Source organism: Puniceicoccus vermicola, assembly GCF_014230055.1.
In the GTDB taxonomy this organism is placed as follows: domain Bacteria; phylum Verrucomicrobiota; class Verrucomicrobiia; order Opitutales; family Puniceicoccaceae; genus Puniceicoccus; species Puniceicoccus vermicola.
In genome coordinates this window covers 179,389-198,222 of sequence record NZ_JACHVA010000127.1, presented here as the reverse complement: position 1 = coordinate 198,222, position 18,834 = coordinate 179,389, and the positions used below count along the sequence as shown (strand labels likewise).

At 52.9% G+C, this 18,834-nt stretch carries 16 protein-coding genes and 1 tRNA gene; 12 read left to right on the top strand and 5 right to left on the bottom strand.

Going from position 1 to position 18,834, the window contains the following annotated elements:
* Window positions 1-6: 6 nt before the first annotated feature.
* Genes H5P30_RS17725 through H5P30_RS17710 form a run of 4 tightly spaced genes read left to right on the top strand, consistent with a single transcriptional unit; the run spans window position 7 to window position 5,351 of the window.
* Entirely contained in the window at window positions 7-1,842 is a 1,836-nt protein-coding gene (locus tag H5P30_RS17725) for an extracellular solute-binding protein (RefSeq protein ID WP_185694248.1), read from the top strand.
* A gap of 10 nt (window positions 1,843-1,852) precedes the next feature.
* Window positions 1,853-3,340 (top strand): carbohydrate ABC transporter permease, encoded by a 1,488-nt coding sequence (locus tag H5P30_RS17720; RefSeq protein WP_185694247.1) that lies wholly within the window; start codon window positions 1,853-1,855, stop codon window positions 3,338-3,340.
* Between the two features lie 28 nt (window positions 3,341-3,368).
* Window positions 3,369-4,205: a carbohydrate ABC transporter permease gene (locus H5P30_RS17715; RefSeq protein ID WP_185694246.1), complete on the top strand. Its 837-nt coding sequence runs from the start codon at window positions 3,369-3,371 to the stop codon at window positions 4,203-4,205.
* Between the two features lie 30 nt (window positions 4,206-4,235).
* Window positions 4,236-5,351 carry an ABC transporter ATP-binding protein gene (locus H5P30_RS17710; protein ID WP_185694245.1) on the top strand — a complete coding sequence of 372 codons (1,116 nt, stop codon included), beginning with the start codon at window positions 4,236-4,238 and terminating at the stop codon, window positions 5,349-5,351.
* A 367-nt stretch (window positions 5,352-5,718) separates the two neighbouring features.
* Here H5P30_RS17710 and purN read toward each other — a convergent pair whose 3' ends face one another.
* The 3 genes from purN to H5P30_RS17695 all read right to left on the bottom strand — a co-directional run bounded on the left by purN (window position 5,719) and on the right by H5P30_RS17695 (window position 8,494).
* Window positions 5,719-6,321 (bottom strand): phosphoribosylglycinamide formyltransferase, encoded by a 603-nt coding sequence (purN, locus tag H5P30_RS17705; RefSeq protein ID WP_185694244.1) that lies wholly within the window; start codon window positions 6,319-6,321, stop codon window positions 5,719-5,721.
* Window positions 6,322-6,356: 35 nt separating this feature from the next.
* A complete protein-coding gene (gene purD, locus H5P30_RS17700; RefSeq protein ID WP_185694243.1) occupies window positions 6,357-7,670 on the bottom strand; it encodes a phosphoribosylamine--glycine ligase in 1,314 nt (437 codons plus the stop codon).
* 74 nt (window positions 7,671-7,744) lie between these two features.
* Window positions 7,745-8,494 (bottom strand): sulfotransferase family protein, encoded by a 750-nt coding sequence (locus H5P30_RS17695; RefSeq protein WP_185694242.1) that lies wholly within the window; start codon window positions 8,492-8,494, stop codon window positions 7,745-7,747.
* Between the two features lie 211 nt (window positions 8,495-8,705).
* Between H5P30_RS17695 and H5P30_RS17690 the strand changes: the two genes are divergently transcribed.
* The 3 genes from H5P30_RS17690 (at window position 8,706) to H5P30_RS17680 (ending at window position 13,796) form a co-directional block, all read left to right on the top strand.
* Window positions 8,706-11,450 (top strand): 2-oxoglutarate dehydrogenase E1 component, encoded by a 2,745-nt coding sequence (locus tag H5P30_RS17690; RefSeq protein WP_185694241.1) that lies wholly within the window; start codon window positions 8,706-8,708, stop codon window positions 11,448-11,450.
* 45 nt (window positions 11,451-11,495) lie between these two features.
* Complete coding sequence (gene odhB, locus H5P30_RS17685; RefSeq protein ID WP_185694240.1) at window positions 11,496-12,713, top strand: 2-oxoglutarate dehydrogenase complex dihydrolipoyllysine-residue succinyltransferase; 1,218 nt, start codon at window positions 11,496-11,498, stop codon at window positions 12,711-12,713.
* Between the two features lie 189 nt (window positions 12,714-12,902).
* On the top strand, window positions 12,903-13,796 hold the full coding sequence (locus H5P30_RS17680) for a carbon-nitrogen hydrolase (protein WP_185694239.1): 894 nt from the start codon (window positions 12,903-12,905) through the stop codon (window positions 13,794-13,796).
* Window positions 13,797-13,853: 57 nt separating this feature from the next.
* Here the strand turns inward: H5P30_RS17680 and H5P30_RS17675 are convergent, their stop codons facing one another.
* Window positions 13,854-14,054, bottom strand: coding sequence for a hypothetical protein (locus H5P30_RS17675; protein WP_185694238.1), 201 nt, complete (start codon window positions 14,052-14,054; stop codon window positions 13,854-13,856).
* A gap of 22 nt (window positions 14,055-14,076) precedes the next feature.
* Window positions 14,077-14,292 (bottom strand): OsmC family protein, encoded by a 216-nt coding sequence (locus H5P30_RS17670; protein ID WP_185694237.1) that lies wholly within the window; start codon window positions 14,290-14,292, stop codon window positions 14,077-14,079.
* Between the two features lie 220 nt (window positions 14,293-14,512).
* On the opposite strand from H5P30_RS17670, the gene H5P30_RS17665 reads away from it, so the two are divergent.
* From H5P30_RS17665 to purK, 5 genes are all read left to right on the top strand, one after another.
* Window positions 14,513-15,916, top strand: a complete 1,404-nt coding sequence (locus H5P30_RS17665; RefSeq protein ID WP_185694236.1) for a PQQ-dependent sugar dehydrogenase — start codon at window positions 14,513-14,515, stop codon at window positions 15,914-15,916.
* Window positions 15,917-16,099: 183 nt separating this feature from the next.
* Window positions 16,100-16,300 carry a 30S ribosomal protein S21 gene (gene rpsU / locus H5P30_RS17660; protein WP_185694235.1) on the top strand — a complete coding sequence of 67 codons (201 nt, stop codon included), beginning with the start codon at window positions 16,100-16,102 and terminating at the stop codon, window positions 16,298-16,300.
* Between the two features lie 18 nt (window positions 16,301-16,318).
* Window positions 16,319-16,395 (top strand) — tRNA-Val (locus H5P30_RS17655).
* 707 nt (window positions 16,396-17,102) lie between these two features.
* A complete protein-coding gene (gene purE / locus H5P30_RS17650; protein ID WP_185694234.1) occupies window positions 17,103-17,612 on the top strand; it encodes a 5-(carboxyamino)imidazole ribonucleotide mutase in 510 nt (169 codons plus the stop codon).
* 6 nt (window positions 17,613-17,618) lie between these two features.
* Window positions 17,619-18,785, top strand: a complete 1,167-nt coding sequence (gene purK, locus H5P30_RS17645; RefSeq protein WP_185694233.1) for a 5-(carboxyamino)imidazole ribonucleotide synthase — start codon at window positions 17,619-17,621, stop codon at window positions 18,783-18,785.
* Window positions 18,786-18,834 lie beyond the last annotated feature (49 nt).

Sequence of the window (18,834 nt, the reverse complement as noted above, 5' to 3'; positions counted from 1 at the left end):
TCTGAAATGAAAGGAAAATTCAAATTATCGTACATTTCGGTCATCGTTTTGGTGGTCGCCTATATCTTCAGTGCCGGTCGTTTTCTGCTTCTTCCGAAAGGGGAAGGAGAGGGAGGTTCCGGCAAACGGCAGGTTCTCGTCGCTCACTGGCAGCTTGAGCCGGGGTTTCGGGAAGGATTGCAGTGGGCTATCGACCAATACAATGAACTTCCTCACGTTCGGGAGGCAGGGATTCAAGTGGAACAAACGGGGATAACGGAGAAAGTCTATTCTCAGTTTATGAATGTCCACTTGATCAGTGGAACCGCCCCGGATATCGCAGCCAAAGGGAAAACCGAGTTGATCAAGGGGAATGCGGTGGCCAAGTTTTTTGCGGCCTTGGGTTCATATGTGACCGAACCGAATCCCTACAATAATATTCAAAACCTCAGTAGTGATCTGGACCCTCAGCTTGCAGAGTATCTCGCGAAAGCTCCGTGGAAGGACACTTTTGTCGATGGTATGGCTGGTGGATATGACGAGCAGCTTGATGACTATTATGCGGTGCCGATCGCTTCATTTGGTTCCATGAGGATCTTTTACAACATGACGTTTGTCAAGGCAGCCAAGGAAATGATCCTAGAGGGGCTGGCCAGTGATCCTCAACCGGAATGGCTTCAGAATTGTTGGATTCGGGAAGAAAACGGCGAAGTTCGTGGTTTTCTACCTGAGAATGATCGCCTTTATTCTTGGTTGGATTCGGAGGAACCACCAGAGACCTTGGGGCAATTGATTCTCTTTTGCGAAGCCGTGAATGCGTATTCGAGAAAAATGGGAATTGATACATTAGTCCCGGTTTCAGGGAGTAAGTACAACGCGACCGACTTGACTAATTACTATCAAAATGTGTTCTTTTCCCATTTTGCAGACCGAGTCAAAATGGTGCCTTCCTCCGTGAATTTGTCCACTCTGGAAAGTGTCGCCGGATGGTATGAAGGGAATGTCTGGAATTTTGATGAACCCGCAATCTATCAGGCGTTCGAGCTCGGCAAGATTTTTACCAAATACTACCCCACGGGTTACGTCGGACTCGACCGCGAGCAAGCGCAACGGAGATTTGTTCTCGGAAATGCGGCGGCGATTTCATCCGGTGGATGGGATGCGGCGGGGATTCTGTTTGGTGCCGCGAATCGAGATAAGCCGGAGGATCGCTTCAATGTCGTAATTCGGCCGGCTCCATTTCCCAGCGAAGGCGAGCGTTGGGAGGATTATTTGCCTAACAGGTTTTCTGCGGCGGATGCAAATGCCGGGGTCCCTTTAGCAATCAACAAGGCGAGTAAGAATTTCGATTGGGCCTTGGATTTCTTGAAATTCATCACCTCTCAGCCGATCAACGAAGAGATGACTTTGCGAGCTCGCTGGTTGCCCGCGATTATCGGTTCGAAGGCTACGGAAACTATGGCACCGTTTACCCCGATTATCGAAGGCCGCCCGAAAGATTGGGTCTTGGGGATGAAGCTGTCTGGTGGGTTTGAGTCGGTCTATACCGGACAGCGAAAGCTCTATTTAGACGGGAGTATCACCTACGACGAGTTCGTCCAACGGTTGAGAGATTTCCTGGATATTCCCGAAGTGGGCATGAAGCGCTCGTGGTTCCGTTTGCACCAGCAAGAGGCGGATACGATGAGAGCGAATGACCGAAGCATGAGCGTAGAAGACTTTGAGTCCTTCTTTTTTGATGACCAGAGAGCTCGTGAACGAACCGAGTCGATCCTCTATCAATCATTAACGAACGATGAGGGAGTCAGCTCGGAAATCCTATGGAAACATTACAACCCCGGAAAAGAATTCCCGAAATTCTGATTAAGCTAAAATGGAAAACAATCTAACTTCCGAGCAGCTAAACAGCGCGCGAAAGCGAGCGAAGTTCTTTCAAAAGAGCAAACTCTACCTTTCCCTCTACCTGCTAGTCCTTCCGACAACGCTCTCCCTTCTTGTCTTCAGTTATTACCCGAAAATCGATGTGGTTATCATGTCGTTTTTCCGGTGGGAGCCACCATCCGTCCAGGAATACATCGGCTTTGACAATTTTGCCCGAGCCTTCAAGGACCCACAATTTTGGCAGTCCTTTAAGTTGGTCGGGATTTTGTTGGTGGCCAATCTTTTGAAGTTATGGCCGGGGATTCTGGCCGCCATTGCTCTTCACCGGATTGCCAGCGACCGTTTGCGTTACTTCTTCCAAGTATGTTTCGTTGTTCCGATGATCATTCCGGCGATGGTCTTTCTTCTGATTTGGAAGAGTTTCTACGAACCGGAATTTGGGCTGGTGAACCGATTTTTAAATGCCACGGGATTGATGAGCGTCCTGAATTGGCTGGATGGAGTGATGCCCTCGATCGCGAACCAGTTGGAACCTGTCTCAAATCATTTCATCAATCCGATTTTTGGGAGCGTTGGCGGAATCGTCTTACTCGGCGCCATTATTATTACCTTTTCGTTTCGAAAGGAGCGAACCCCATCGAGGATCGGGGATTACCTTTGGATTCTCGTGGGTAGCTGCCTTTTTCCGATTTCTAGTTCTGCCGGTCTACTTGTCTCGGCATCAGGCTGGTTGTCGCTCTTCGGTGCGTTTGTCATTTGGATGTTTTTCGGATCCCGTCGGATGAGTGGGAGCTGGATCATTTGGCCTTTTATCATCCTTGCCGGCGTCCTTGTTTTCTGGGGCGGAATTATGTGGCGGCTTTCAGCGCTCCTCTTGGTGGGGATGGCGGTCTACGAGCTGGTTCGTTCCAAACGCGACTATTTCACGGGTCGTCCGCTGATCATCTACATCGGTTTGGCAGTTATTACCGTAGGTTCTCTACTTATCCTCTTTGGCTCGATTTGGACCTCTCCAATTGATCAGTTTGCCAATGGGAAACCCGCTTGGCTCGGGAATAAGGATTTGGTCATCCCAGCGATTCTCTTCTGGGGCTTCCCTTGGGTGGGGACTGTTGGGGTTCTGATTTACCTTTCGGGGCTTCAGAATATCTCGGAAGACGTCTATGAGGCTGCACGCCTTGATGGTGTAACTCCTCTCGGGATGATCTTCCGGATCGAACTGCCACTCATCATGACGCAGGTCCGCATCAACATCATTTTCATGACGATCAATACCTTGGTCGCCTATGAGATCTTCTTCATCCTTCTCGGGGTGGACGGGGGTCCGGGGAACAAAGGCCTGGTTCCAGGTCTGTTCATGTTCCAAGCCGCGTTCGTCGATGGTCAGTTTGGCTATGCGTGTGCTCTAGGGATGGTTCTCTTCGTGATCATTCTACTTCTGACCGTCATCAATCAGAAGTTTGTGAAGGTGGATAAATAATCCCTGTTGCAGAACTGGAAATTTTATTATGGCTGAGAAAATCAACAAGGTCGCCGAAGGCGTTAAAATCGGGTACGTCGCTTTCGTTCTCTTCTTTGCGTTCGTCCCGCTGTTCATCATGATCGTGGTGAGCTTTAAATCGAACGACCAATTCCTCCAGAACCCTTGGTTTTTTGATAATCCCTTGGACTGGAAATGGGGCAACTGGAAGGTCGCCTGGGAAACGGTTAATGGATATATTGCGAATTCGATTTTTGTATCATTCACCGGCACGTTCGTAACTCTGGTGATCGTGTTGATGTGTTCCTACGCAATCGCCCGTTTCGATTTTCCGGGGAAGAATGTGATTTTTTATCTGGTGATGGCCACTATGTTCCTCCCCGGAACGGTTGCCGCCCTCGTAACGCTCTTCGACCTCCTGATGAACTTGGGATTGGTGAACAGCTTGTGGGCTCTGGTCGTGATGGCCTCTGTTGGGGGCCAAGTGGCAGGGGTCTTTATCCTTCGCAACTTTATTGAGGACATTCCGAAAGAGCTTTTCGAATCGACCCAGATTGATGGGGGAGGGCATTTCGCACAGATTCGCCATATCGTCTTGCCGCTTTCGGCATCGATTATTTCCGTGACTTGTATCATGGACTTCCTCGCTTCTTGGAACAACGTGATCCTTCCGTTGCTTCTCTTGCGTGATGATGCCTTGCTGACCATTCCCGTTGGTCTGTTCCGCTTGGATGGCGAGTATGTGAAGCAATACGGTGAATTGATGGCCGGTTACACCATTAGCTCCATTCCTCTTCTGATTATTTTCCTTTTCTCGATGAAATTCTTCGTCAAGGGCCTCGCCGCCGGTGCGGTGAAGGGATAACATTTACGACTCAACCCTACCTTATAAGACATGTCCTCAGTAACAATTGATAAGCTCGACAAGACCTACAGCCCCGGAAAAAAGGATTCTTTCCGCGCCGTTAAGGGGATCGACCTCGAGATTCATGATAAAGAATTTATGGTCCTCGTAGGGCCCTCTGGTTGTGGGAAATCGACAACCTTACGGATGATTGCCGGCCTCGAAGAAATTACTGGAGGAACGTTGAAAATTGGAGATCGGATCGTCAATGATGTGGCTCCCAAGGACCGCGGGATCGCGATGGTTTTCCAAAACTACGCCCTCTATCCTCACATGACCGTCTTTGACAACATGGCCTTCGGTTTGAAGTTGCAGAGGATGCCGCGGGAGGAGATCAAGCGACGGGTCGACAACGCCGCTGACATTCTCGGGTTGGAGTCTATGCTGGACCGTAAGCCGAAGGCCCTCTCCGGTGGTCAGCGTCAACGCGTTGCCGTGGGGCGCGCGATTGTCCGTCAACCGGAAGTGTTCCTCTTCGATGAGCCGCTGTCCAATCTCGATGCGAAGATGCGCGTTCAGATGCGTACGGAGATCTCGAAGCTTCACGCCCGCTTGGACGCGACCATGATTTACGTGACGCACGACCAAGTTGAGGCCATGACGATGGGAGACCGAATTTGCGTCATGAAGGATGGAAACATCATGCAGGTAGACGGGCCACTCAACCTCTACAACAAGCCGCAGAATATGTTCGTCGCCGGGTTCATCGGTAGCCCTCCCATGAACTTTTTCAAGGGACAAGTCGTGGATGGTGATGGAGGAAAGAAGTTCGTGGAGACCCCAGCCAGTGGAAAAGGTTTCGAACTTTTATTGGATAACCGCCTTGCCTCCTCGGCGCAAAAAGGTGGAAAAGAAATCGTTTTTGGTATCCGTCCAGAGGACATCGAGACGGTATCTGCCACAGATGCTGAAGGCATCGAAGCGATCATCGATGTTGCCGAGCCCATGGGGGCGGAGACGTTCCTTTATCTGACGACTCCTGGGGGGCATAATTTTATCGGTAAGGTACAGGCGGATCACTCATTCAGCTTGGGCGAAAAAATCCATGTACGTTTTGATCTGGCGCGCTGCCACCTGTTTGACGCCGAGACGGAGAACGTTCTTTAGTTTTCTATTCTGGAAAGGTTAGCGTTTTTATTCATCTCAATAGGGTGACGGCTTTTCAGCCTCATTCGTGAGGAGAGTGGACGCTGCTTCGGGATTCTGAATGCCTTCTGCGGAGGCGTTAGTTCGTCTGATACTATCTGCCGTCTTATTTGTGGCGTGTGCGCGGATGTTAAAGTGTCTCTTTCTTTTTCTAGGAGAGAGATGTCCGGTTATTCTCCAGCCTTCGATATTTCAGCTCGTTCTGGGAGGATCTGTCGGAGGTCGCAATTTCTTGGTCCTGTAGATTTCGTCCGAGACGAATCCTTGAGCGTGGCTACCCGTGAATCCGTTGCCGGAGTCCGGCATGGGCCGGACCTGCGGCGTTAATTTATTCGGCGATGTCGAGGAACTCGCGTGGATTTCTCAGCAGTTCCAGAAATGACTCGGCTTCCAGTTCTTGGACTTTTGCTTTGAGTGATTCGGGAGTCTCTCCGGGCACAACAGGGCAGGTCTTTTGAAGAACAATGCGGCCTGCATCGACTTCTTCCTCGGCGAGATGGAGTGTGCATCCGGATTCCGCATCTCCAGCCTCTAAAACAGAGCGGTGGACGTCCAGATCCATCAGGCCGCCATGCCGAGGCAGGAGTGAAGGATGGATGTTGAGAAGTCGGCCGCGCCATTCCTCGACGAAGGGTGGCGATACGATCCTCATATAGCCGATCATCAGAACAATCTGCACCCCGTGCTGGCGGAGTTGATTGCTAACCTCCCGGTCAAACTCCTCGCGGTCGCGGTCTTTGGCCGATACACGGATCGCCGGGATACCTTGCTCGCGGGCGTACTCGAGGATGCCCGCAGACTTGCGGTTGGAGATGACTACCGAAAGGTCCACTCCCAATTCGCCCTGTTGCCATGCGTCTACAATGGGCCGGAGGGCGCTTCCTCGAGTTGACCCGAGAATGCCGACAGAAATCTTTTTGCTTTCACTCATGCCGATGGGCAGGCTGTTGGTCAGCGGTTCCTCGCTTACCCGCGAAGACTTTGAATGAGATCGATCCGCTTCTGGACGAGGGCCTCTGTGCCGATATCCGGACGGTGGAATAGGGGACCAGGAACCTTGTTGGCCAATGCTTCGGCTGCGGCTTCTGCCTCAGCGAGAGTGGAGCCGGTTCCGACGAAGGCCAATGTCCGAGAGCCCGCTGCCAGGAGTTGACCATCCACTTCATCGACCGAGCCGAGGTAAAGATCCTTGCAGTCAGGTACTTCGGATAGATCGATCGGGAAGAGTTTCTTGGGTTTGTCTGGGTAACCTTCCGGGACGAGGTACTTGCAGACACTGGCGACCTTGCGGAATCCGATTGTCGACGGATCCAGGGTTCCCGTGGCCATTCCTTTGACGGCTTCGAGGAAGTTGCCTTCGAAGAGCGTGAGCAGGTTCATGCATTCGGGGTCTCCGAAACGAGCATTGTACTCGATGAGTCGAATTCCGTCGGCGGTTGCCATAAATCCGCCGTATAAGATGCCTCGATAGGGAGAGCCGGTTTCAGTGGCCAGGGCCGCGAGGGTTTTTTCATTCATCTCCACCGCGGCTTGCACATCCGACTCTTCGACAAAAGGTAGGCGATGGTCAGCCATGGAATAGCTACCCATGCCTCCTGTGTTCGGGCCCTCATCCCCAACGTAGGCGCGCTTGTGGTCTTGCACCAGAGGCGAGTGGACGAAGGTTTTACCATCGGTGAAGGTGAACATGGAAAACTCGGGGCCGACGCACTTTTCCTCGATCACGAATTCTGAGCCGGAATCAACAATTTCGCGGCACCATGACAGGGCTTCCTTCTCGTTTTCCAAATGCTCGCCGGAAACTTTGACTCCCTTTCCTCCCATGAGGCCATCGGCTTTGACGACGAAATTTCCACCTAACTCGGTCAGGAAAGCTTCCACTCCCGCAAGGGAGGAAAAACGTTGGTAGGCAGGTGACCCCGGGATGCCGTGTTTCAAGAGGAGATCGCGGGCAAATCCTTTGCTCGATTCGATCTTGGCGAGTTCTTTTTGGGGGCCAACGGTGGGAATCCCGGCTTCGACGAGAGCGTCCGCCACACCCGATTCGAGAGGCGCTTCGGGCCCTATGATTGCAATTTCCGAATGGGTCTCTTGGGCAAAATGCAGAACTGCGTCCGGATCGGTCATCGGACCGCTACGGTAGGCAGCAGCCTGGGCGGAAAGGCCCGGATTGACCGTGCTGCCAAATACGTTGATTTGAGGGTTTTCGCCCGAGCGCTGGAGGGCCTTGAAAATGGCGTGTTCACGGGCACCGGAACCGATGAGAAGGATTTTTGTCATAGGCGAAGAAATGTTCCCGTGTTTCCTGCTGTGGGGCAAGACTGGTTTCCACTTTTGCCTAAATGTGCGAAAACTCAGTTTTGGTAGCCTGCGGCGATCCGTACTTTCTGAATGCTTGGGAGTCCGCAGATGATCTCTTTGCGGGCTTGATCGGTAGGACTCAGGTCTCGTGGAGGGAGGACTTCCTTGCTTTTTATCCGAGGGCTTCCATCGTCCGATCCCCATTTCCACCGGAAGTTCTCTGGCATGGAGTAGGAGCGCACTCCCTCGGTTTGCTCAGATCCGAGAAACCGGAAAATGGTCAGGGTCTCTTTCTCCGGTTCACGGAGGATGTCCTCATATCGCACGGTGAGGGATTGGTCGGGGACGCTTTGGCCGTGCTGGAGGAGGTTCTTTGTGATCGGAGTCCAATAGCGCTTGGCAATCAGTTTCTGTCCCCAGAGTCCCGGGAAGCGATCAAAGGTCTTGCCCATCATCATTCGACCCACGGATCGAACTGTCTCGTATACGTCGCGGATGAGGATGATTCGCTGGACCGGGAAATCTCCGGGAACAATGGGGTAGCGCTTCGTTTCATGGAACCAGGCAGGGCGTTTGAGGAGAAGAGTCTTTTCATTCGGGTGCGCCGCCTCCAGCTCAGACCGTTTTTTCGAAGATTGTAGGACCGTCTGGAAGTTTACTTCCGGCATATGGGCAATGTCGGAGGTGGAAGCAATTAGTGCTTTCAACAATGTCGAGCCACTGCGCATCGTGCTGAGCAGGACCGCGTATTGATGATTTCGCTGATCTTTGAGGGGACTGTCGGCTTGGATCTGGGCGTCCATTCCTCCAACGCTCAGTTCTCGAATCGGGTCTGGCGATGCAAAACTTTGCCCTCACCATGATCGATGTTGCTTATCGTAACGGTTCCGTAACAGAAGCTGCGCTAAATTTATTCCTTGATGTCAAGGTAATTAGGGGCTGTTTTCTTGACTGTCCATTGGGGGAGGGGCAATGTTATCGGCTTTTATTCACACACTCGCTCGCTCCCCACGCATGAATCATCTTTCTTTCGCAAACCGCTCGAACAGCGATATTATCGACGAGCGCTTTCAGCAATGGCGTGAATCTCCCGATTCTCTAGACCCGGAGTGGCGGGCCTTTTTTGAGGGATTTGAACTGGCCCTCCAGTATTCGAAGGGCGATACGAGTCCGACGAAGGAAGTCGGAGGGGACGAGAAATCAGCCGGTGTTCAATCCCGGGTGATCGGTGCGATTTACGCTTACCGTTCGATGGGGCACACCGAAGGCGCTTTCAATCCATTGGTGAAAGAGATCATTCCGAATCCACGCTTGTCATTGGAACGGCTCGGACTGGCGGATGCAGATCTGGACGTTGTCATGGATACGGGGAACTTCCAGTGCCCAGCTGGGATATCGGTGAAGGATCTTCTGGATCGTCTCCGTAAAACTTACTGTGGGAAGATCGGGATCGAATATCTCCACGTTCAGGAGACCCCGAAGCGACGTTGGATTCAGTCGCGGATCGAGCCGAACTGCTTCGAGCCCGAGTTTTCGACCGAAGAAAAGGAACGCATCTACCGCAAGATCGCCTCAGCAGAAGATTTTGAGAGAATGCTGCATTCTCGTTTTGTCGGGCAGAAGCGTTTCTCCCTGGAAGGGGGAGAATCATTGATCACCGCTTTGGATCAGATTTTGCAGCGGATGCCGGCTCTGGGGATGAAAGAGATCGTTATGGGGATGGCCCACCGCGGTCGTTTGAATGTGCTCGGCAACATCGTTGGTAAGGAACATTCCTTCATCTTCCGCGAGTTTGCTCCTGATTTTCAGCCGGATAAAGAGGGGTCTCCGTCCGGCGACGTAAAATACCACCTCGGTTACGATAACAGCGTGAAGACCGAGAGCGGTGAAACGATTGATATCCGTCTCGCTGCGAACCCTAGCCACCTGGAAGCCGTCAACTCTGTGGTCGAGGGGAAGGCTCGTGCCCGCCAAAGGATCATCGGTGATTTGGAGCGTAAGCAGGTCGTCCCCATTCTCATTCACGGGGATGCCGCTATCGCCGGGCAGGGGGTAGTCGCTGAAGTCTGTAATTTCTCGAAGCTCAAGGGCTATCGCACTGGGGGAACGATTCATATCGTGGTAAACAATCAGATCGGATTCACCACAGATCCATCCGATGCCCGCTCGAGTCGTTATTGCACGGATGTCGCCAAGATGATCGAGGCACCGATTCTTCATGTAAACGGTAATGATCCGTTAGCCGTCGCCCATGCTGCAGAGCTCGCGATTGAGTACCGCGAAGCTTTCCAAGAGGATATTTTCCTCGATATTAACTGCTATCGGAAACACGGCCACAACGAGTCGGACGAGCCCGCTTTCACTCAACCGCTTCTCTATAAGGCCATCAGCGAAATGCAATCTCCGCGCGAAGAACTCCGAGCGCGGTTGATCGAGTCCGGCGATATTTCTGAGGAACGGATTCAGGAGATCGAAAAAGAGATTCATGAAGGTTTTGAGACGGCCTTCGAACAGGCAAAATCCGGGAAAAGACCCGAATCTCACAAGGAAGTTTTCGCGGAATCGAACGCTGTTTTTCAGCCTGGGTATAACTTCGACACGATTGAGACAAAGGTTTCCGAAAAGGAACTGGAGTCCGTGGCCCACGTGCTGACGCACATCCCCGATGACTTTGATATGAATCGGAAGATCGAGCGCCAGTTGAAGACGAAACGGAAGGCGTTCGATGAGGACAAGGGGGTCGATTGGGCTTTTGGAGAAGGTTTAGCCTTCGGAACTCTCCTCCGGGAGGGAACTCCGGTGCGTCTCTCCGGTCAAGACAGTGAGCGGGGGACCTTCAGCCAACGTCACGCGGCTTTCTATGATATGGAAACCCGTGAACGCTACGTCCCGTTTAGCCACATCAGTGAGGACCAGGCACAGTTCTGTGTTCACAACTCCCTGCTTTCGGAAGCGGCTGTTCTCGGTTTTGACTATGGCTATTCGCTCGAGTATCCCGAGATGCTGAGTCTTTGGGAGGCCCAATTCGGTGATTTTGTGAATGGTGCGCAGGTCGTCATTGACCAGTTTATCTTCGCCAGCGAATCCAAGTGGCAGCGGATCAGTGGCATCGTTCTCTTGTTGCCTCACGGTTATGAAGGGCAGGGGCCTGAGCATTCCTCAGCACGTCCGGAACGGTTCCTCCAGAATTGTGCCGAGAATAATATTCAGGTCTGTAATTTGACGACTCCGGCTCAATATTTCCATGTGCTGCGGCGACAGATGAAGCGGAAATTCAGCAAGCCGTTGATCATTCTGACGCCGAAGAGCCTATTGCGCCACAAGCGAGCCGTATCGTATCGAGAAGATTTTACCGATACTTGTTTCAATTCGATTCTGGACGACAAGAATGCGCCGAAGAAGGCGAAGACTTTGGTTCTCTGCTCGGGGAAGGTTTATTACGATATTCTCGAGGCGAAGGAAGAGCAGGGGATTGATAATGTCGCCATCATTCGGGTGGAGCAGTATTTCCCATTCAACACGAAGCTCATGAAGGAGATCGTTTCGAACTATCCGAACTTCAAACGGGTGGTATGGTGCCAGGAAGAACCTCAGAACATGGGGGCATGGACTTTCTTGACGACTCGCTTGGAAGAGGTCTTTGGCTTCGTCCCGGAATATGCGGGGCGCCCGGCCAGTGCGAGCCCGGCAACCGGTTTTCTTGCCCGTCACAAGGAAGAGCAAGCTGCACTGGTCAATAAGGCACTGACCGGAAAATAGAATATCGAAAACGTCGAATAGTAATCAAAATTTAAGGACAAAGTTATGGCAATTGAAGTAAAGGTTCCAGCATTGGGAGAGTCGATCTCCTCGGGTATTCTCGCAGGGTGGCAAGTCAAAGACGGTGACATCGTCGAAAAGGATCAGGTCCTTTACGAGTTGGAGACCGACAAGATTACTTCCGAAGGCACGGCCGAGGCGGCAGGGAAGATTTCCTTGAAAGCCGACGAAGGAGACGAAGTTGAAATCGGCCAGGTGATTGCTGAAATTGACGAATCCGCTGCGGGAGACTCCGGCTCCAGTGAAGCCAGCGAAAAGGAAACTGCAGAAAAAGATTCAGAGCCGGCTCCCGAAAAGGAGACGACGGATTCACCTGCGGTCCGCCGGATTTCGGAAGAATCCGGTTTGGATTCGGCTGAAGTGGAAGGAACCGGTAAAGGCGGGCGAGTGACCAAAGGAGACATGCTCTCGGCTTTGGAGAAAAAGGAGTCTGCTCCCGAAAAGTCCGCCCCCTCGAAGGCAAGTGCTCCCGCTGCGAAGTCTGAGCCCAAGCCGACTGGCGACCGTCCGGAAACCCGCAAGAAGATGAGCCCATTGCGCCGGAGCATCGCTCAGCGCTTGGTCTCGGTTCAAAATGAATCGGCGATTTTGACTACCTTCAACGAGGTAGATATGAGCGCGGTCATGGGCTTGCGGAAGAAGTATCAAGACGATTTTGTCAAAAAGCACGGCATCAAGTTGGGCTTCATGTCGTTCTTCGTGAAGGCGGTTGTAGAGGCCCTCAAGAATGTGCCGGGTCTGAACGCCCGCCTCGAGGGAGAAGAACTCGTCCAGAATCATTACTACGACATCGGCGTCGCGGTCAGCACGGAGAAGGGCTTGATGGTTCCGGTCTTGCGCGATTGCGACCAGAAGTCTTTCTCCGAAATTGAGCAAGATCTTGGTGATTACGCCAAGAAGGCTCGTGAAGGTAAGATCCAGATCGACGATCTCCAAGGCGGAGTTTTCTCCATTACCAACGGTGGTGTCTTTGGTTCACTTCTCTCCACGCCGATCATTAATCCTCCGCAGAGCGGGATCTTGGGAATGCACTCCATCCAGCAGCGTCCGATCGCGGTGGATGGGCAGGTGGTGATCCGTCCGATGATGTATCTGGCGGTTTCCTACGATCACCGGATTGTCGATGGCAAGGAGGCAGTTTCGTTCCTCGTTTCGATCAAAAACTCGATCGAGGATCCGGCTCGCATGCTCTTCGGAGCCTAGTCGTTCCTTTTCTTTATCCGCTGGGGGGCGGAGTTTTCTTCGCGCCCCAGGTCGGGCTTTGTTTGGCCTGTGACTCCCTTCTGCGGCAGGAATTGGCTTTTTCTTGGCCGATCCAGTAAGTCGTTCTATCGATAAGGACGATTTGTTTTCCTCTCGTCTGGTGGATGGGCAATTTATAAGGGTACTACCATGTCTACTAAGAATACGTTGGCTCTGGGCGTAGTTCAGCTTGCCCACTCTGGTTCGCAATCGGGAAATCTGGCACGAACGGAGGAATTGGTTCGGGAGGCCCATTCTCAGGGCGCTCAGATCATTTTGAGCCCGGAGTTGATTGACGGACCGTATTTTTGCCAACGGGAAGATCCGGAGTGGTTTGACCAAGCTGTTACGGCAGGTGAAGGTCCGGGATTCCAGATGTTCGACCGACTGAGCCGCGAGCTGGATGTCGTGCTGCCGTATAGCTTTTTCGAAAGGGCGAACCAGAGTTACTTTAACAGCCTAGCGGTTTTCGATGGGGATCGAGGTTGTCTCGGCGTTTACCGCAAAAGCCACATTCCAGATGGGCCGGGGTATGAGGAAAAGTTTTATTTCAATGGCGGAGATACCGGCTTTCGCGTATTCGATACTTCGAAAGGGCGCGTTGGCGCGGCGGTTTGCTGGGATCAGTGGTTCCCGGAAACGGCCCGCATCCTCGCTCTCAAAGGAGCGGAATGCCTGCTTTATCCCACGGCGATTGGCTCGGAGCCTGAGGAGCCGGAAATGGACTCACGCGACCACTGGCAGAGAGTGATGCAGGGCCATTCCGGTGCCAACCTGATGCCCGTTGTCGCGAGCAATCGCTTTGGGCATGAGGAAGGCCCCGGGGGGGGCATCACCTTCTACGGATCCTCTTTCATCACGGATTCATGGGGTGCCGTCGCAAAACAGCTTCCCAGGGATCAGGACGGGGTCCGGGTTGCTGAGTTTGATCGGGCCCAGATGCAGCGGGATCGCGCGAACTGGGGATTTTTCCGTGATCGCCGCGTGGATCTCTACCGCGGCCTTCTCGGCCTCGATGGCAGCGAAGATTCACGTTCCTCCTAGAGGGGCGGGGGAGAGATTCGAAGTTTCCTCCGATTTTTTCCTCTAATCGTTGGTCGGTTAGACGAGCGAACTTGTGATTTCGAGTTCCTCGAGCCCCGGCTTGAGAAGTTGGACGAGGGGGCAGCCGCCGGCCGTTTCTTCGACGATCTTGGTGAACTCTTCTTCTTTTAAATCAGGGATCAATCCCTCGACGACGAGGCTCAGCTTGGTCACCTTCGGGCCGGATTCACGGAGACTAATCGTGGTCTCTCCGCGCACTCGGAGTTTTTCCGCAGTGTGATCATGGTCTGAGGGTTTTACTCAAGGCCATCGCAAAGCAAGATGCGGCGGAGGCAGAAATGAGTTCCTCTGGATTGGTCTCTTTGCTGCCACTGGAGGTGCGGCCTCCAAATGAGTATTTGTCCTCCGAAAGGACGTGACTGTGAGAGGACACGAGGCCGTGTCCGCTCTCTAGACTTCCTTTCCAATTAGCGTCGGCAGTTCTGATGATTTCCATGGGTGAATCTCCTGGGTTGGTGATTTCGGTTTAGGGCGGTAGATGAACGCTTGGGGTAAATCACGCTTATGCGGATTATCCAAAGTGATCGGAGAGGGTAAGCTCCGGCAGAGGAAGCATTCTGTCAAATGGCAGCTTCGGTCTGTTTGGCGAATGGAACGGTCGCTGGGTTTTTGAGGGATCCTTTTGCATTCTGGAGAGTTTCCCGTAGGACAAAGCTATGCTTTCTTGCCGTTTTCTCGGACTCGCCCCTCTTTTTGTTTTCTTGGTTTCTGCTGCTTGGGGCGCAGGAACTGACATTCGCCAGCTCTACCAGAATCAATGCGCTGGCTGCCATGGCGAAGAAATGGAGGGAGGGGGAGCGCCGACGATGCTCGATAGCGAGTGGCGTTTTGGCTCGGAGCGCGAGGCCATTACCTCGGTGATACGCGACGGAAGGCCTGCGGTTGGAATGCCTTCATTTGGGGAGACTCTGAGCGAGGAAGAGATTCGCGGTCTTGTCATTCTCATTCGGGAAATGAATGCCGATGCATCCCCGGATCCCGGAGCGAAGGCGATCCGTGATGGAGTCTTTGAATCCGATCTGCATCAGTTCCGGATGGATGTCGTGGCGGAAGACCTTGAGCTGCCTTGGTCCATGGCATTCCTGCCGGATGGAAGATGGTTGATCGCAGAGAGAGGCGGAGTGTTGATGGTGATGGACCCGAGCTCTGGCGAGCGACTCGAAATCGAGGGAATTCCTGAAGTTTATGCCCGCGGGCAGGGTGGTTTGTTGGATATTCAGACCCATCCCGATTACGTCGAAAACCGCTGGATCTACCTCTCTTTCAGTGATCCATCGGAGGATGGGGAGCGCGGGATGACTGCGATTGTTCGCGGACGCATTCAGGATGGAAAATGGATCGATGAGGAAGAGATTTTTCGCGCTCCTCCTGAATTCTATTTATCCGGTGGGGTTCACTTTGGATGCCGACTGGTTTTTCAGGATGGCTACCTTTTTTTCACCATCGGAGAGCGTGGCCGTCAGGATCAAGCTCAGGATCTTTCGCGGCCCAATGGGAAAGTTCATCGTATTTATGATGATGGACGGATTCCGGAAGATAATCCCTTTGTTGGAGAAAAGGGGGCTTTCCCCTCCATATGGACCTACGGAAACCGCAATCCGCAAGGACTCGCGCTGGACCGGAAGACTGGGATTCTGTGGGAGACCGAGCACGGCCCGCGCGGTGGTGATGAGCTGAACATCATTGAAAAAGGTCTGAACTACGGTTGGCCCGTTGTCACTTACGGGATGAATTATAACGGGACTCCGATTACTGGTCGAACTTCGGCTCCGGGGATGAAGAATCCGGTGACTTACTGGACCCCGTCGTTAGCGGTTTGCGGACTGGCGGTCTACCGCGGGGATGCCTTCCCCGAGTGGGATGGTTCTCTCCTTTCTAGCTCTTTGTCAGGCGAGGAATTACGTCTTCTCGTTTTGGACGGAAGGGAAGTAGCCGGGCAAGAGGTGCTGGTTAATAGCCTCGGGCGATTGCGGGATGTGGTTGTCGGCCCAGACGGAGCCGTGTATCTCGTTTGCAATAATCCTGGAAGGATCGTCAAAATGAGCCCCGTCCAAGATTAGAGGAGATCTTGGGAGCGAGAGAGGTGGGCTGGTTGCTCTCTACGATCGACATCGACGGATCTACGTATGGTGCGGCGAGCCGAAGATGAAGTTTCTTGAAAAATTTTGGTGTAAAAACTTGACGGAGTCCGCTGCCAGATGTTTTCTCCTTCTTTTCCCTGAATACAACTATTTAAGAATTTTATGCCAGTTGATGTTAACATCCGTAAAGGCGAGTCCGTTGAACGGGCTCTTCGCCGCCTGAAAAAGCGCCTCGACCGTGAAGGTGTCATCCGCGATGCCCGCGCGAAGCGCTACTTCGAAAAGCCTTCCGAAATCAAGCGCCGGAAGAAGAAGGTTGCTGCATTCAGCAACATGCTGCGCGTTCGGAACGAAAACCGATAAGTCACTTTCCCACTCTGAGGGGGATTAGCTCAGTTGGTTAGAGCGCTTGCATGACACGCAAGAGGTCACCGGTTCAAATCCAGTATCTCCCACCAGTTTTGAAAAGCTTCGAGTTTAGGCTCGGAGCTTTTTTTATGCCCTCCAACAAGGTGATTCGCTCCGCATCCGAACGATTTGGCAAGGCGTATGCTATTCACTACTCCGAATCGACTGATAATTCTCAACGTGGGGGGTGGAGATGAATATGAATACAGGTGATGAGATCGTCTTGGGGAGGAGGCGGGATGATTCCCGTTCGGGAACCCGGGACTCTATAGAAGAGGCAGAAGCGGCGGTGACGCGTTCTGTGCGTCTTCATAAATCGGTTCGCCGTTCCTTGAGCGGAGGCCATTGGAAGTCTCGCCCGTGATTACGATCCGGGAGAGCTTTAACTTCGGTTGGGGGCGACAGCCTAGCGCTTGGGTTTTTCCACAGCCATGAAGATTTGATTACGAGGGCGAGGAAGGGGATTACCTGAGCGTTAAGACGGAGGATCGGGACTGCCGTTTGGGGCATTACGCTTCTTGCTGCATTTCCTTGGAGAACCTTCGGGATTCTCTCCGGGGCGATGTGAGGACCGGATGAACGATTGCTGGTAGCTTTTCTCTCTCTCTCTCGGGAGAAGGCCGACCAAGATTCCGCTCATTGGAAGAATCACGTCGATCGTCCGATCAAAAGATCAATTCGATGATCAATGGATCATCTACGGTTTGGTAGGCGAATCTCCCTTGCCAAATGAGCGGTCACTGGAAAGGATTTTGCCATGACGAAAGCGGATCAATCTACATCCCCGCTCGTAGGGATTATCATGGGAAGCCAGTCGGACTGGGAAACCATGGAGCATGCGGCGAAGACTCTGGAGAATCTCGGAATTCCGTTCGAGGCCAGGGTCGTCAGCGCCCACCGCACACCGGATCGACTTTTTGAATACGCAAAGGCTGCAGAAGGCCGGGGCCTTCAGGCCATTATCGCTGGAGCCGGTGGCGCAGCCCACCTTCCGGGGATGGTGGCGTCGATGACCTTGGTCCCGGTTTTAGGGGTGCCGGTCCAGTCAAAAGCTTTGAACGGAATGGATTCTCTTCTGTCGATTGTCCAAATGCCGGCGGGAATTCCCGTTTCCACCCTCGCCATCGGTCGATCGGGTTCCATCAATGCCGCTTTGAGCGCCGCGGCCATCATCGGGCTCACCAACCAGCAGGTCCGGGAGAATCTAAGGCAGTTTCGCGAGACCCAGACCGAAAAGGTGGTCTCCAACGATATTCCGGGTCAGTAGATCGCAATGTCAGCAGCATCGAGTCAACGGATCGCGCCGCCAGCGGTCGTCGGGATTATTGGTGGTGGACAGCTGGGACGCATGTCGGCTCTGGCTGCCCGTGCTATGGGGTATCGGGTCGTGGTTCTGGAACCAAATAATCCCTGCGCTTGCACTCCCGTCGTCGATGAGCAAATCGAGGCGGAGTACGATGATCCAAAGGGGTTGGAGCGACTTTTTTCGCTCGCCGATGTGGTCACCTTCGAATTCGAGAATGTGCGCAAAGAGCCTCTTGAATCGTTCACCCTTCGGAAGCCCGTGCGGCCTTCACCTCATTTGCTGTCGATCGCTCAGAATCGGGAACGGGAGAAAAATTTCCTTTCCGGACACGGTTTTCCCGTCGCTCCATTCCGGGTAATTGAATCCGACGAAGATGCCAAGCAAGTGGTTGCGGACGGATTTGTCTTTCCCGCGATCCTCAAGACCGCTGATTTTGGCTATGATGGAAAAGGGCAGGTCGCCGTTGATACCGGAGAGGACTTGCTCGAGGCTTGGAAAACATTTGAAGGGGCCAGAGCCGTTCTAGAAGAGAAGATTCGCTTTCAGGCAGAGTATTCCGTGATCGTGGTTCGTAGCCCGTCGGGGGAAACGGTGACCTATCCCCTTTGTCGGAATATTCATCGGGACCATATCCTGGATGTGACCTTCTCTCCGGCAGAAACGACAGGTTTTGACGCGTCGATGGCCGATGAGGTCTGTCGAAAAGTCGCACACTCTTTGGACTTGGAGGGGGTTCTGGTCGTCGAACTGTTTCTCACCGAAAAGGGGGATTGGATCATCAATGAGATGGCGCCTCGCCCCCATAATTCAGGCCACTTCAGTATTGATGGTTCTGTGACTTCCCAGTTTGAAAATCACATTCGTGCCGTCTGCAATCAGCCTTTGGGGAGCACCAGCGGGCATGGCCATTCAGCGATGGTCAATTTACTGGGAGAAACACTTTTGGAAGCTGGCGATGATTTGGCCGAAACCGTTCTCTCTGTAGAAGGGGCGCACCTGCACCTATACGATAAAGGGAAGTCCAAGGTCGGAAGAAAAATGGGGCACATCAATTTATGCTGCCATGACTCGGAAAAGCTCTCGAAACAGGTGGATGAAATACGAAGTCGACTTTCTCTGCCTCCTTTGTCGTAGCCTTCAAGTTTGATTTACTTGCTTTCTCGCCAGCGGGTGAGAAACTGCC

Bases quoted from the DNA above. Each gene is read 5' to 3' on its own strand.
- H5P30_RS17725 (WP_185694248.1), top strand. From the start codon at position 7: ATGAAAGGAAAATTCAAATTATCGTACATTTCGGTCATCGTTTTGGTG.
- H5P30_RS17720 (WP_185694247.1), top strand. From the start codon at position 1,853: ATGGAAAACAATCTAACTTCCGAGCAGCTAAACAGCGCGCGAAAGCGA.
- H5P30_RS17715 (WP_185694246.1), top strand. From the start codon at position 3,369: ATGGCTGAGAAAATCAACAAGGTCGCCGAAGGCGTTAAAATCGGGTAC.
- H5P30_RS17710 (WP_185694245.1), top strand. From the start codon at position 4,236: ATGTCCTCAGTAACAATTGATAAGCTCGACAAGACCTACAGCCCCGGA.
- purN (WP_185694244.1), bottom strand. From the start codon at position 6,321: ATGAGTGAAAGCAAAAAGATTTCTGTCGGCATTCTCGGGTCAACTCGA.
- purD (WP_185694243.1), bottom strand. From the start codon at position 7,670: ATGACAAAAATCCTTCTCATCGGTTCCGGTGCCCGTGAACACGCCATT.
- H5P30_RS17695 (WP_185694242.1), bottom strand. From the start codon at position 8,494: ATGGACGCCCAGATCCAAGCCGACAGTCCCCTCAAAGATCAGCGAAAT.
- H5P30_RS17690 (WP_185694241.1), top strand. From the start codon at position 8,706: ATGAATCATCTTTCTTTCGCAAACCGCTCGAACAGCGATATTATCGAC.
- odhB (WP_185694240.1), top strand. From the start codon at position 11,496: ATGGCAATTGAAGTAAAGGTTCCAGCATTGGGAGAGTCGATCTCCTCG.
- H5P30_RS17680 (WP_185694239.1), top strand. From the start codon at position 12,903: ATGTCTACTAAGAATACGTTGGCTCTGGGCGTAGTTCAGCTTGCCCAC.
- H5P30_RS17670 (WP_185694237.1), bottom strand. From the start codon at position 14,292: ATGGAAATCATCAGAACTGCCGACGCTAATTGGAAAGGAAGTCTAGAG.
- H5P30_RS17665 (WP_185694236.1), top strand. From the start codon at position 14,513: ATGCTTTCTTGCCGTTTTCTCGGACTCGCCCCTCTTTTTGTTTTCTTG.
- rpsU (WP_185694235.1), top strand. From the start codon at position 16,100: ATGCCAGTTGATGTTAACATCCGTAAAGGCGAGTCCGTTGAACGGGCT.
- purE (WP_185694234.1), top strand. From the start codon at position 17,103: ATGACGAAAGCGGATCAATCTACATCCCCGCTCGTAGGGATTATCATG.
- purK (WP_185694233.1), top strand. From the start codon at position 17,619: ATGTCAGCAGCATCGAGTCAACGGATCGCGCCGCCAGCGGTCGTCGGG.